The 14,093-nt window shown below is 33.6% G+C and carries 9 protein-coding genes; 4 read left to right on the top strand and 5 right to left on the bottom strand.

The genetic code is table 11. The annotated features are described in order from the left end of the window. Nucleotides 1-436 precede the first annotated feature (436 nt). On the bottom strand, nt 437-3,451 hold the full coding sequence (locus F6K40_RS19850) for a hypothetical protein (RefSeq protein ID WP_293138832.1): 3,015 nt from the start codon (nt 3,449-3,451) through the stop codon (nt 437-439). A 258-nt stretch (nt 3,452-3,709) separates the two neighbouring features. Here F6K40_RS19850 and F6K40_RS19845 point away from each other — a divergent pair, with 258 nt between their 5' ends. After that, on the top strand, nt 3,710-4,345 hold the full coding sequence (locus F6K40_RS19845) for an RNA ligase family protein (RefSeq protein WP_293138831.1): 636 nt from the start codon (nt 3,710-3,712) through the stop codon (nt 4,343-4,345). A 645-nt stretch (nt 4,346-4,990) separates the two neighbouring features. Here F6K40_RS19845 and dnaN read toward each other — a convergent pair. Next, a complete protein-coding gene (gene dnaN, locus F6K40_RS19840; protein WP_293138830.1) occupies nt 4,991-6,154 on the bottom strand; it encodes a DNA polymerase III subunit beta in 1,164 nt (387 codons plus the stop codon). Nucleotides 6,155-6,541: 387 nt separating this feature from the next. Between dnaN and F6K40_RS19835 the strand changes: the two genes are divergently transcribed. Beyond that, nucleotides 6,542-6,691, top strand: coding sequence for a hypothetical protein (locus F6K40_RS19835; RefSeq protein WP_293138829.1), 150 nt, complete (start codon nt 6,542-6,544; stop codon nt 6,689-6,691). Between the two features lie 443 nt (nt 6,692-7,134). Here the strand turns inward: F6K40_RS19835 and dnaA are convergent, their stop codons facing one another. Then, nucleotides 7,135-8,505, bottom strand: coding sequence for a chromosomal replication initiator protein DnaA (gene dnaA, locus F6K40_RS19830; protein ID WP_293138828.1), 1,371 nt, complete (start codon nt 8,503-8,505; stop codon nt 7,135-7,137). 541 nt (nt 8,506-9,046) lie between these two features. Between dnaA and F6K40_RS19825 the strand changes: the two genes are divergently transcribed. Then, nucleotides 9,047-10,030 carry an alpha-ketoacid dehydrogenase subunit beta gene (locus F6K40_RS19825; RefSeq protein WP_293138827.1) on the top strand — a complete coding sequence of 328 codons (984 nt, stop codon included), beginning with the start codon at nt 9,047-9,049 and terminating at the stop codon, nt 10,028-10,030. A 1,106-nt stretch (nt 10,031-11,136) separates the two neighbouring features. Further along, nucleotides 11,137-12,522 carry a protein translocase subunit SecD gene (gene secD, locus F6K40_RS19820; protein ID WP_293138826.1) on the top strand — a complete coding sequence of 462 codons (1,386 nt, stop codon included), beginning with the start codon at nt 11,137-11,139 and terminating at the stop codon, nt 12,520-12,522. A gap of 401 nt (nt 12,523-12,923) precedes the next feature. Here the strand turns inward: secD and F6K40_RS19815 are convergent, their stop codons facing one another. Both F6K40_RS19815 and F6K40_RS19810 read right to left on the bottom strand, forming a co-directional pair. Next, the gene (locus tag F6K40_RS19815; protein ID WP_293138825.1) at nt 12,924-13,163 is read right to left on the bottom strand and encodes a hypothetical protein; all 240 of its coding nucleotides are present in this window, start codon (nt 13,161-13,163) and stop codon (nt 12,924-12,926) included. Next, complete coding sequence (locus F6K40_RS19810; RefSeq protein WP_293138824.1) at nt 13,156-13,335, bottom strand: hypothetical protein; 180 nt, start codon at nt 13,333-13,335, stop codon at nt 13,156-13,158. The genes F6K40_RS19815 and F6K40_RS19810 overlap by 8 nt, the downstream gene beginning before the upstream one ends. Between the last annotated feature and the right edge of the window lie 758 nt (nt 13,336-14,093).

Here is a 14,093-nt window from a genome sequence, read left to right as displayed (position 1 = left end):
ATCGGGAAGTCTCGACGAAATATTGAATCGGCAAAACCACGTTCTTTTCTCCTTGGAAAAATCTCGCTCTACCATTTTGTTCACCTTCCTCAAAAATCCTAATTTCTGAAAATTTATCTAATAGTAGAATCGGGAAGTCTCGACGAAATATTGAATCGGCAAAACCACGTTCTTTTCTCCTTGGAAAAATCTCGCTCTACCATTTTGTTCACCTTCCTCAAAAATCCTAATTTCTGAAAATTTATCTAATAGTAGGATGCTCAGTCTCGACGAAATATTGAATCGGCAAAACCACGTTCTTTTCTCCTTGGAAAAATCTCCCTCTACCATTTTGTTCACCTTCCTCAAAAATCCTAATTTCTGAAAATTTATCTAATAGTAGGATGCTCAGTCTCGACGAAATATTGAATCGGGAAACCCACGTTCTTTTCTCCTTTTAAAAATCTATATCTACGATTTTACTAACCTCCGTCAAAAATGCTAACCCATTAAAATTTATCTTTTCTGTAATGTGTGGAAATATAGATAAAGCACCGACTCCTTCATCACCAATAATATTTTCGTAGGGGTCTAATTTTAGACTAACTTTGCTTTGTCTCTCAAATCGTGAAAAGTGGAAAAATGTCAGATATTGTAAAATGTCATTTTTAAGCTGAGAATCTAAAACTAAAGCTTCTCGAATATCAGCATCATCCATAACTCCAGGATAAAATTTTCCTAATAAAGTCGAATAGGAAATCACACCACGATAAATTCGTTCCTCCTTATTGCCTACAAAAATGCCATTAAACAAATTGAAAAATACAACCGCTTCTTGACTACTATCTTCAGCAATATTGGTTAACTGTTTAGTGTCTTGAATGTATAAAGAATTAGTCTTAATAGTTTGAAGGGGACGCACATAATATTTATCGTAAAATACTGGATATATTTTAATGTGTTTCTGACCTTGCTTCATTGCCTTAATAATACTAGGTGACATAAAATATAGCTCCTCATCTTCTTCTCTCTGAGTAATATGTAGGGTACTGGTGTAAATTGCTTGAGCAACATATAAAAAATCTTGGTATCCCTCAGAATAAAGGTCTTTTACAGTATGAATTAAAATTGATGGTTTTCCATACATATTTCTGAGAGAGTAATTACTATCAAAAGTTCTTAGAGGTTGAATTTTTACACTTCCATCTTCCAATCTTTCAACACCTACAACTTCTCCTATTAAAGTTACTTTTCTATCCTGAGAATTTTTATTATCCTTTTTTGCATCGCTCTCTCTACTCGATACAATAATAATTGCTAATTTTTCCAGTTTTAGGGATTGAGGATTATCCGTTAAACTGAACTTTTTAGGCAACACAGAATATAGAGAATTTAAACCATTTCTAATATTAAAAGAACTAGGTAGCTTATTGACCCGGAAACCTTGAGAATTACATCGATATTTTTGGCTGAATATATGACACAATAACTTGGAAAGATTAGCCAAAAATTTTTCGGCATGAAATGGATTTTCTGATGTTCCCTGATGTAGCCTTAGCATTGGCATAAATAATAATTTTCTCGTCTCTTTTTGGCATTGATCTAGAAGAATATACAAACAAAGATAAGACAATAATATCCAAGTAAAACGGTAAACAAATCTTTGTGTAGAGTCGAAATTTTCTTGATTTTTTTTGTCTTCGTTTAAACGCTGATTATCATAACAAAGTAATATATGTTTGTATTTTTGCTCAAAAAATTTTTGATAGTAGCGTAAACAAGGATTAGTATTAGGTATCCAAAACACAGGCAATACTTTAATCCCTTCAATGTCATATTCAAATTGGAATTTTTCTGGCGTACTCTCTCCTTCAAAATATCGAATATCTTCTATCTTGATACTCACTGGTAGTTGACATAGAGCATTAACATTCACACTACTATTATCAATAGAAATATATTTCAAAATTTTCTTTCCTTCTCTCAAATCTTCCTGAAAAAAATCTCCTGTAGAAAGACTCTCTGAATCTCTGTTTAAAATTTCCCTACTAATAGTGATGAAACGATCTTCATTACATACTGGCAACCTTCCCTTTTTGCCTATAAAATTTTTCAAAAGTATCCGTAGACTCTCAACTTTTTCTTGAACACCACGTTCATTCAAACCTCTGACTATGCCTCTAAAAATTCCCTTTTTTTCATTATCATCATTCCCTTTCAACTTAATTAATACCGGCTCAAACTTAGATATAGGGTCATAATTAAGTTCGTCATCAAGATTATAATTTTCTGCACTAGAATCATCGCACGCGAATATAAAATAGTATAAAAAAACCCTAATCAATACCTTCCTAGCAAAACTTTCTCGACTTTGAATATCCGGATCGGCAAGTTTTGCTTTATGCTCCGAATCATCTGGATTAATAATATCCAAATTATACTCAAAAGAAGTTTGACCTCTATCTTTTTGTACCTTGCCATTTAACTGTAGTTTTAAACCCAATGTAAACTGAACTTTTCCTGTTTCTTTATCTCTACTTTCCCCTAAATTTCCTTCAATAGTAGGAATAATTGGCAGAGCATCAAAAGCTTCCCCACGAGCAAAAACATCTTTATAGTTAACAGTTACTCCAGCATAATAAACCTCAAAATCATCAGTTTGTTCGTCTAAATATTCTTCCATTAATCTGAGTCGCCGAATTAAATCCTGTAGATAAATAAAACCCTTATTATTTCCCTCTTTACTGTCAATATTTTGTTCAATATGTTCTAAATAGATAATAATTGCTTCTCTTTTCAGCTTTCCTAAAGTTTCTCTATCCGCCAGTTTTTGCAATAAATTAAAATCTGACAATTCCTCATTAACTTGACTCTCTAGAATCTCATAAGCATCTCGATCATCAGTTTCACAAAAGTCAGATATATGATTTTTAACACCTTCTTTTAACTGAGATGAAAATTGTTGAGTATTTTGCACTGTAATTGTTAATTTAGCAAACTTTAGTAGAGAATCACTGCCATTTTTATCAGAGTCTAAAATTAACTCTTGCGTCTGTAATTCTGTATATGGCTCATTAAAAGGATAAGACAAACCCAACTGATTTGCTTTTCCCTGAAAAGATTCTAAATTAGTAGTTAAACCTTCTATAAAATTAACTAAATTCTTTTCTTGTAAAGCCGAATTGAGATTTTCTTGTAGACAATCTTTGATTTCTCCAATTTTTTCTCCAAACTTTTTTTCATTAGCAAAATTGATTGTTGCAGAACGAACAAACCTAGTATCACTAATAGGATTTTCAACTTTTTTCTTAGCAACAGAAGCAGCTATCTCATCAATATTTATCTTTAAAATTTGGCTATCATTCGATATTTTAAACAGATTTTGTTCCGGTAATGTCTGCAAAATCTGTTCAAATAAACTGTCATAGTTAACACGAGCGAGATTATCACCTTCTCTTAATTCATTCACCATATCTAAATTGTTTATTAATTAATCACTATTTTATATACACTAATCTTAATTTGGTTGTAAAAAATCCAATAATAAAAGATAAGAAAGCATTCCTCAATTATCCCAGGTATTTCTAAAGTCTTCCCAAAAAATACATTTTAACCTGTCAAATAGGCAAAAGCAATTTTAAAAATTCATTCTAGCTAATTAACATAGATAACTCTATTTGTATTTTTGTACTACAATAAAAATACATTGTGTAGGATAAAAGATAAAAGAATGAATGAATACCATAAAATTCAAACAGTTTTTTTGAGAAATCCTGACAGTAATTATAAAAATTTACTGCTAGGTAAATTTGCTAAACCAGAATTTGACTTGCTCAAAAATATAGACTGGATTTGGACAGAAAAAATAGACGGTACTAACATCCGAATTATGTGGGATGGCGAGTCAGTTAAATTTGGAGGTAGAACTAATAATGCTCAAATTCGTACATCATTATTAGAGGTGCTACAAAATAAATTTACCGTAGATAAAATGAGTGTAGTATTTAAAGAACAAACAGAAGTTTGTTTATATGGAGAAGGTTACGGCAAAGGGATTCATAAAGGAGGAAATTATTTACCAGATAGTGTTAGTTTTATACTTTTTGATATCAAGATTGGAGAATGGTGGTTAACAAGAGATAGTATTGAAGAAATAGCAGAAATGCTTGGTGTTAAAATTGTACCAATAATTGGTATTGGTTCCCTCGATCAAGCAGTAGAATTTGCCAAAAAAGGTTTCACTTCTCGCATAGCAGAAAATAAACAATTTATGGCAGAAGGTTTGATTATGAAACCTCAGCAAGAATTGTTTAATCGTGGTGGAAAGCGAGTGATAACTAAGATTAAATATCAAGACTTTTGTTGATATAACAGGGAACAGGGAATAAGGAATAGTTAGAAAAACATTTTATAGTCTAAGATTCATCATTAGTCGATCTCTTTACCAATTCTTTCTTAGCTATATTTTTTGACAAGTTAATTAGGGCTTGCTGATTAAACTTTAAAGCATTGATAGATAAAGCTTTGAGCATTTTTAGGTCTTGAAAAAGTACAAGGTTTTTGCTACGCAAGAGCTACATAAAGTTAGGATGAAAGGGTTGACGCGAGGCAGAAAAATTAAGGGATAATTCTTCCTTCTGCCTCCTCTAAATTTCTTATACCAAATTCAAAAAAAGTTGTTACATTCAAACTTGTGATTTATTACTACAGTTTAATACTTTATGGCTTACATTCATTATTAAAATTAAAGTTTTTTCCTCCATTTTTTGTCGATTTATCTTTCCTGGTTCCGGCGTTCCCTATCTCCTTTCACCTGTTCTGTCACGCTCTGCAATATTTTATGAAAATGGTATTACTCCTCCAGTCTCGAGTCTCGAGTCTCCTGACTCCTACCCTCACCCATACATACTTTTTCAGCAAACCCTAATTAGGGTATTAAATTATAAAAAAACAAGCTTAAATGTTTTGAATGTTTAAGCTTGTTTTTTTTATGTAATAAAAACTTTTCCCTCTAACTTCTCAACTGAACAGGCATAATTAAATAAGTCATTTTCAATCCACCCAAAGGATTTAAAACCACCGGAGTTGTAGCCTTATTTAACTGAATAGAAATCTCCGAAGCTGAAGGAATAGCCTTTAATCCCTCAATCAAATATTTCACATTAAAAGCAATTTCTTCCGGTTCATCAGCAGAAATTTGTGCTGCCATAGACTCTCTCCCACTCCCCACATCTTGAGCATCTACAGACAAAGAAATCTCCTGATTAACACTATCAATAGAACACTTCAAAATATTATTTTTCTGGTCAGCTAAAACAGCAATTCTTTCCACCGCTCCTAAAAATTGTTTTCTATCCACATTAATTTGATTAGTAAACTTATCAGGCAATAATTGTTGGTAAGCTGGATATTGACCTTCCAATTTTCTACTCGTTAAACGTTGCTCTCCCAACTCAAAAATTACCTGACCTTCATCAAATCTCAACGCCACAGAAGAACCAGATTTACCCATCCCAATCATTCGTTCAATTTCCCTTAAAGCTTTCGCTGGAATAGTTGCTTCAAACTCTGGAATCTCTTCAACTTCCTCTGTTTCTTCCTCATCCTCCGGTGTCGAACTTTCAGTCTCCACTATTGCCAAACGATGACCATCAGTCGCAGCAAATACTAAACCATCTGGTTGTACTTTTAAGTTTACTCCTGTCAATACTTGTTTGGTTTCGTCAGGACTTGTAGCAAATAGAGTACCTTTCAAACCATTAATCAAAGCTTCCGGTGGTAAATTTACTACTTCCCCATCTTCCACATTTGGTAACTCTGGATATTCCTCCCCTCCCATACCTCTAACTTGATAACGTCCAGATGTAGAAGTAAGAGTAGCGATCGCTTCCCCCTCATCATCATCAATAGTGATATTACCGTCTGGTAGTCTCGACACAATATCGTTAAATAATTTGGCAGGTAAAGTAAAAGTTCCACCCGTTTCGACAACTGCTGGAAAACTGGAACGAATACCTAAACTTAAGTCAAAACCTGTTAATTCTAGGCATTGATTTTCTAAATCTGCAGTTAATAAAACATTTGCTAATACTGGGTGATTAGGTCGAGAGGGAACCGCACGACTAACTAGAGAAAGGTTACTACTTAAGTCACTCTGAGTACAAGTTAATTTCATTGGAGTTTAGTTATTTATATGATGAACTGGAGGTTTTTTGAACAAAACTTACCTCAAACTGAAATCCTAACATTCTTAACTTTAGCAATCTAGACCTCTCAAATGGGAGTAAAATATCAGTAATAAAATCTCAAGTTAATATCTGTGGAAAATGTGGAAAACTTCAAAAAATCTTTACTATATCAATGATTTTATCAATAAAGACCCTGTGGAAAACCTGTGGAAAAATCTATTTATGGGTCATTTCAATTATCAGTTATCAGTACCTCAAATTTTCCCAGGGCAAAACAGTTTTTGCAAATCAAAACTTAATATCTTTATCCCAATAAGGCCCATTTTTTGTTCTCTAGTCCTCTAATCTTCTCATTCTGGTAGTGGTGCATAGTAATGGTAGAGAGAGTGTGGGAGGTGTGGGAGGTGTGGGAGGTGTGGGAAGAAATTACAAAACTTATGTATCTTCGCCATTACGCGAGCAGGACTACCCTCATTCTTACAGCAATTTCTGAAGTTATGAGGTATATGTATTCATTATTTTAGGAAGTAGAGAGTAGGGAAGATCGGAATTAGGATTTTGAAAAAGCAAAAAATATTTACCCTGTCAGTTGTACCACATTAATCTGAGAGATTATTTGTAAAGTAAATATTAAGATAAGAAAGGTAGGAAGCTTTTCTAGCAAGAAATTTAGAAAATTTTCCTTCCAAAGTGAAAAATTTTTGACGATCGCGAAGAAGAGCGGAATTTTATTGCGTTTCATATACATAGCAAAGTGGAATGGATTTCTATCGCTGTGTTCTCCTATAGTAGATAGGAAGAGAGCTACATCAAGATTTTTTTTTACAAACATTCTCTGAAATTTGCTGTATTTCTACTAATACCAAATCAGATTATCAAAAATACCTTTTTCAAATTTATTTCTAACCCATCTGCCATCTACCTTGCCTTCATAATAAAGCTTTTGTATAAACCAGATTTAGTAAGACTAATCATAACTAGAAAAATTAATCCGATCGCTCAACTGTCGAATTGTTTGAGCTAAATTTAAGTCACTACTTTGTAACTGACTAATTTTGTCACAACTATACAAAACAGTAGTGTGGTCTTTTCCTCCAAAAACCTCTCCAATTTTTGGCAAACTCAAATCTGTATGTTGTCGCATCAAATACATCCCAACCTGTCTTGCCAAAGTAATTTCTCGCTTCCTCGAACTACCCTTCAAATCCTCAATAGATATTTTAAAATTATCAGAAACAACCTTAATAACCGCCTCTGGTGATGCCTCCAACTTTTCCGTTTGTGGATTTAAAATAGGAGCAATATTCTCCACAGTCATTGGCAAACCAGAAATAGAAATATAAGTAACAACCCTTGTCAAAGCACCCTCCAACTCCCGAATATTTGAAGGATATCTAGTTGCAATATACTCAATTACATCCCTAGGCAAAACCATATTTTCATACTCAGACTTTTTCAGTAAAATTGCCATCCTAGTTTCCAGATCGGGAGTTTGAATATCAGCAATTAATCCCATAGAAAACCGAGAACAAAGACGCTCTTGTAAACTAGGAATTTGATTAGGAGGTCTATCCGAAGCTAATACCACTTGTTTACCAGCTTCATGCAAAGTATTAAAAGTATGAAAAAATTCTTCCTGAGTATATTCTTTACCTTCAATAAATTGAATATCATCTACCAACAAAACATCTGCAGCTCGATAATGGTCTCTAAAACTTTGCAGACTATCTTTACGAATAGCAGCAATCAAATCATTAGTAAACTTTTCTGTAGAAACATAAAATATTTGAGAGTTAGGAAAAATATCCAAACGATAATGACCAATAGCTTGCATTAAATGAGTTTTACCTAAACCAACTCCACCACATAAAAATAAAGGATTAAACTCTTGTCCTGGAGATTCCGCCACTGCTAAAGAAGCTGCATGAGCCATCCGATTATTTGGACCTACTACAAACCGAGAAAACATATATTTAGGATTAAGATTTGCTGGTTTAGGTTTAGGAATAGATAAATTTTCTCCGGGAATATCTACTGTCTTATTTTCAGACCAAATAAATCCAGATTTGTCTTTTTCACCATTTTCAGTTACAGAAGTAGTCAAATAAATTTCTACTGGATAACCAAGAATATCATGCACAACATCAGCAATAGTTTTTATATAGTATTTCTGTAACCAATTTCGAGCAAAAGGATTAGGAGTACAAATTACTAAACAATTATTTTCTAATTGTTCAGCATTTGCTGTTTTAATCCAGGTTTCAAAAGTCGGTCTGCTTAACTTTAATTGCAGCCTTTCTAAGACTTGGTTCCACAAATTATCAAGAGAAATTTCCACTGCTAACCTCTTTTTATGTTGGTACAAAAATCAATTCAACTTATAAACTATTCAATAAAAATTTGTCTATCAGAACCACTAAACAAGTTAATTCCTTGCTCAAAATACTGCTAAAAATATCAAGTTAAATTTTTTATACTTTAGGGGTTTGACAACCCAACCCCTACCAGAGAAATTTAGTTAACAATATAATTTATATTTCCTTTTATAGTAATTAAATTTTAGTTTGACAAATATAGCTTTTTATGATATAAAAAATAGAAGTAAAGTGCAATTAGTGAAAAAAATGCTTAGATAGCCCAACAAAAGGATAATATTAACATTTAACTAGCTAAGAGCTAAAATCCTAGGGGTTCAAGAATTTAGAATTTAGAATTTAGAATTTAGAATTTAGAATTTAGAATTTAGAATTACCTCTTCTTTTCAAGGAGAGGATTGACGAACAGGAAAATTTTTATTTATTATCCCCTTAAAAGGGGAGGCTTTAAACCACAATATTTCGGTAAAGACAAGACCTAATTCATAATAATCAACCTGTTAAATGGCACAAACTTTATTATTTAACGCTCTCGGTGCAGCTATTGATGAAGAAATGGCTCACGACCCGACTGTATATGTTCTTGGTGAAGATGTGGGTCATTATGGAGGCTCCTACAAAGTTACCAAGGACCTTTATCAAAAATATGGGGAACTACGTGTCCTTGATACTCCCATTGCAGAAAATAGCTTTACAGGAATGGCTATAGGTTCAGCTCTGACTGGATTACGGCCTATCATTGAAGGTATGAATATGGGCTTTTTATTATTGGCCTTCAACCAAATTGCCAATAATGCTGGAATGTTACGCTATACTTCTGGTGGCAATTTCAAAATTCCATTAGTGATTCGTGGCCCAGGTGGTGTAGGCCGCCAGTTGGGTGCAGAGCATTCCCAAAGATTAGAAGCCTATTTTCAAGCTGTTCCTGGTCTTAAAATAGTAGCTTGTTCAACCCCGTATAATGCTAAAGGTTTACTTAAGGCAGCTATCCGTGATGAAAATCCGGTCTTATTTTTTGAGCACGTCCTTCTTTATAATCTAAAAGAAGACTTACCAGAAGAAGAGTATTTGTTACCTCTAGATAAGGCAGAATTAGTACGGAGTGGAAAAGATGTTACTATTTTGACCTACTCCCGAATGAGACATCATGTTACCCAAGCAGTAAAAACTTTGGAAAAACAAGGTTATGATCCAGAAGTAATAGACCTAATATCCCTCAAACCCCTGGATTTTGAAACCATTGGTACTTCTATTAGAAAAACTCACCGGGTAATTATTGTTGAAGAGTGCATGAAAACAGGTGGCATTGCTGCTGAGTTAATTGCCTCAATTAATGAAAGATTATTTGATGAACTAGATGCACCTGTTCTGCGATTGTCTTCTCAAGATATTCCTACACCTTATAATGGTACGCTTGAAAGATTAACAATTGTACAACCAGAACAAATTGTTGAAGCAGTACAAAAAATGGTGGCAATGAAAGTTTAGCTTGAAGGAAGAAGTAAGAGGGAAAAAGGAAGTAAGGTTGATTAATTTTTTTGAGTCAAATCAACTCTTGATTCTTATTTTCTCCTGCTTACTTCCTTACTATCAAATCCTCAATTTAATGTTTCTTACTTCAGTCCTATTTCTGCTTTTTTAATTACTCTAATAAGTTGTAAATTTTTGTTGGTATGTCAGCATTCAGCTTTTAAACATAAAAACTTACTAAGGTTAGTTATAAGGTATCTTGGTTATGCATAAGTTTTAATTCTCCTAGGAGGCTAATTCCTCCTGAGCGTGTGATAATCAGTTAAGAAAACATATCTGATAGCTGAGGTGCTGAATGCTTACGTTGATATAAATGTTATTTAAGTAGTATTTGTATTTATTTGAGAAAGATAAATCAGGAATAATTTTGATAGAGACTTAAGAATATTTAAGCTCAATTGAGAGGATTTTATATTTTGACTACTGATTTAATAATTACTATAAAATATTACAAATAAAATATGATTATATGTAGCAATTAGCTTGCGGATCTGATTTTTTATTTCTCTATAATTCCACTAATTTTTTGATTACTTAATCTGTACAACTATAATGAAAAAACTATAATTAAGAACTATAGCAAGTCCCATTACAGATTATAGTAATTCGGGAAAAAGGTAATGGAAAAGAATAAAAAAACTGTCTCTCAGTAATTTTAAAAGACCTATATTTAAATTCAAAAATCTGATTCAGAAAATATTTATTTGCTAGTTTAAATATCAAAGTAGAAAAAAAGTCAGATATATTAAATTTCTAAACATTTTCTTCTAAACATTTTCTCAGAAGCTATCTATAAAAATAACAAAGGTTCCGTTTGGGTGAGTCAAGGCGAATCACAGCAGCTCACTATTAAATTCAACTATTAATCTACGCCTTTTTATCTTGGGTTTTTCATTCCCACCAGGCATCAGGATTTAAGACTTTATTATTTGATTTACAAATACTCTCTGAGACATTAGTATTGAGTTTAGAAGTTCTCTCAAAAAACATCAGAAAAATTAAAATTGCCAACAAACAAAAGCAAAATATTAATCCTCTAAATACTGCTTTTAGCTAGTTAAATCATGCGTAAACAAAATTCTTATATAGCTTTAATCTTAGTTCTAGTTATCGCATCAATTACAGTATTGACTCAAATTCCGATTCGTTTAGGATTAGACCTCAGAGGTGGGTCACAACTAACTATTCAATTACAAACCTCTGAAGAAATTCCTACCATTGATGAACGTGTAATGGAAGGAGTCCTAAAAATAGTAGAAAATAGAGTCAATGCTCTAGGTGTATCAGAATCAGTAGTCCAATCTTTAGGACAAGACCAAATTTTAGTCCAACTGCCAGGAGTAAATGACCCCGAACAAGCAGAACGGGTTTTAGGAGGAACAGCTCAACTAGACTTCCGAGAACAACTACAAGGTACCGAACAACAGTTAAGAATTGAATATCAAGTACAAAGACAATTATTAGTAGAGCAAGAATTACTCAAAAATAGTGAAGACCAAGAAGCTATAGATAAAAATTTAGAATCTATCGAAAAAACAAATCAAGCGATCGCTCAACTATTCAAAGAACCAACTATTAAAGGTCAAGACTTGAGAGATGCTTTAGCGGAACCAGAAGCTCCTGGATCTAATAATTGGAACGTAGCTTTGCGCTTCACCTCTGAAGGAGGACAGAAATTTGCGGAACTGACCAAAAATTTAGCGGGAACTGGACGTAGTATCGGTATTTTCTTAGATGATAAATTATTAAGCGCTCCTACTGTTAGTGTTGAATTTGCAGAAACAGGTATTACTGGTGGTAATGCAGTTATTCAAGGTAGATTTACCCCTGAACAAGCAAATGACCTAGCTGTACAACTGCGGGGTGGTGCTTTACCCGTGTCTGTAGAAATAGTTGAAAATCGAACTGTTGGGGCAACTTTAGGGAAAGATAGTATTGAGCGTAGTGTCTATGCTGGAATTGGTGGCTTAATTTTAGTGTTAGTATTTATGGTCTGGTACTATTGGTTGCCTGGCATAATTGCTGATGTAGCTCTAATTATTTATGCCCTATTTACCATTGCTAGTTTTGCCATCTTCGGTGTTACTTTAACATTGCCAGGAATTGCTGGTTTTATCCTGAGTATTGGTATGGCAGTAGACGCGAATGTTTTGATTTTTGAACGGACAAGGGAAGAGTTACGAGCTGGCAAAACTTTATATCGTTCTGTGGAGTCTGGCTTTTATCGGGCTTTTTCTAGTATTTTAGATGGTAATGTTACAACTTTGATTGCTTGTATCGCACTATTCTGCTTAGGAACTGGTTTGGTAAAAGGTTTTGCCCTAACTTTGGGAATTGGTGTAGCAATTAGTATGTTTACTGCTCTTACTTGTAGTCGGACTTTAATGTTTTGGACGATCGGATTTTCCCAATTCCGTAAGACAGAATTATTTTGTCCAGAGTTGAAATAACTTCAAAAATCTTACTTGAAGTAGCACTTAGCACTAAGTTATTAGGTATTAGATTCTCAAGGTGGATAGAAGCTATTTGGCATCTTTCCGCGATTAAATTTTTTACTTACGAGTCGGGAGTAGAATAGAGGCAATACACCGAAAAGATTGAAAAATCCTCCCTTAATCCCCTACTTTTCTGATTAAAATCAGATTTTTCCATCCACTCCTCCTAGGGTGGAAAACCATTAACATTTTCATTCTCTGAAGCACCCAGAAAAAATCGCAGGTCAAAGGATTTTCCGTTGCATCCTCACAATTTTTGTGATATTCTAAAGTTTAGATGGGGTTGCTCGCCCATGCACATGACTTTTTATTCAACCAATTTTCGATACTGAGAGAGAATGAAATATTCAGGAATTTTATCCAGGAGCAATACTAGAAATATTTTCATTGTCTGAAGCTTCAGAAATACTGGTTTTGATCATCATTAAATCTTTCCACCCCTCCCTCCTAGCGTGTAAAACCACCAACATTTTCATTGCATGAAGCACCCAGAAAAAATCGCAGGTCAAAGGATTTTCCGTTGCATCCTCACAATTTTTGTGATATTCTAAAGTTTCAATGGGGTTACTCGCCCATGCGCATGACTTTTTATTCAACCAATTTTCGATACTGAGAGAGAATGAAATATTCAGGAATTTTACCCAGGAGCAATACTAAAAATATTTTCATTCTCTGAGAGCTACCAGTAAATACTTGTTTTTCCCATCTTCCCATCATTAAATCTTTCCATCCATTCCTCCTAGCATGGAAAACCACTAACATTTTCATTGTCTGAAGCACCCAGAAAAAATCGCAGGTCAAAGGATTTTTCGTTGCATCCTCACAATTTTTCTGATATTATAAAGTTTAAATGGGGTTGCTCGCCCATGCGCATGACTTTTTATTCAACCAATTTTCGATACTGAGAGAGAATGAAATATTCAGGAATTTTACCCAGGAGCAATACTAGAAATATTCTCATTGTCTGAGAGCTACCAGAAAAACAAGTATTTCTCATCATTAAATCTTTCCATCCCTCCCTCCTAGCGTGTAAAACCACCAACATTTTCATTGTCTGAAGCACCCAGAAAAAAACGCAGGTCAAAGGATTTTCCGTTGCATCCTCACAATTTTTCTGATATTATAAAGTTTAACTGGGGTTACTCGCCCATAGTTATGATTTTTTATTCAACTAAAAATAATATAGTTGTCTGAGCGATAGAACTCCATTCCGCTTTGCTAGGCACATGAAACGCGATCGCTCAGATTGTACAAAAGAAAATAAATGTATAAAGATACCCTTAGAGATTCTATAATAGAACTTTTGATTCCCATTAACAGACACCACGCGCTTTTTCAAATATATAGCAGACAAAACTTAACTCAGAACAGTTGGGAAAACATTTTCTAGTGTAAAATCCATCATCAGTCGATGTTCTAACCAATTCTTTCTTAGCTATAGTCAGGGAATTAAACCTTTGAATTTTTAGCTGATAGATAAATGCTGTTTGTGCAGCATTCCACAGGAAAAGCTGATAGCTAAATTT

This window comes from Okeania sp. SIO3I5, from assembly GCF_010672085.1.
In the GTDB taxonomy this organism is placed as follows: Bacteria; Cyanobacteriota; Cyanobacteriia; order Cyanobacteriales; family Microcoleaceae; genus Trichodesmium.
Note: the sequence above shows the minus strand (reverse complement) of the source record. Positions and strands in the feature narration are given on the sequence as shown.

Coding starts and splice junctions, on each gene's coding strand:
- F6K40_RS19835 (WP_293138829.1), top strand. CDS start 6,542: ATGGTAGAGAGAGTGTGGGAGGTGTGGGAGGTGTGGGAGGTGTGGGAA.
- F6K40_RS19810 (WP_293138824.1), bottom strand. CDS start 13,335: ATGAAAATGTTAGTGGTTTTCCATGCTAGGAGGAATGGATGGAAAGAT.
- secD (WP_293138826.1), top strand. CDS start 11,137: ATGCGTAAACAAAATTCTTATATAGCTTTAATCTTAGTTCTAGTTATC.
- dnaN (WP_293138830.1), bottom strand. CDS start 6,154: ATGAAATTAACTTGTACTCAGAGTGACTTAAGTAGTAACCTTTCTCTA.
- F6K40_RS19845 (WP_293138831.1), top strand. CDS start 3,710: ATGAATGAATACCATAAAATTCAAACAGTTTTTTTGAGAAATCCTGAC.
- F6K40_RS19825 (WP_293138827.1), top strand. CDS start 9,047: ATGGCACAAACTTTATTATTTAACGCTCTCGGTGCAGCTATTGATGAA.
- F6K40_RS19850 (WP_293138832.1), bottom strand. CDS start 3,451: ATGGTGAATGAATTAAGAGAAGGTGATAATCTCGCTCGTGTTAACTAT.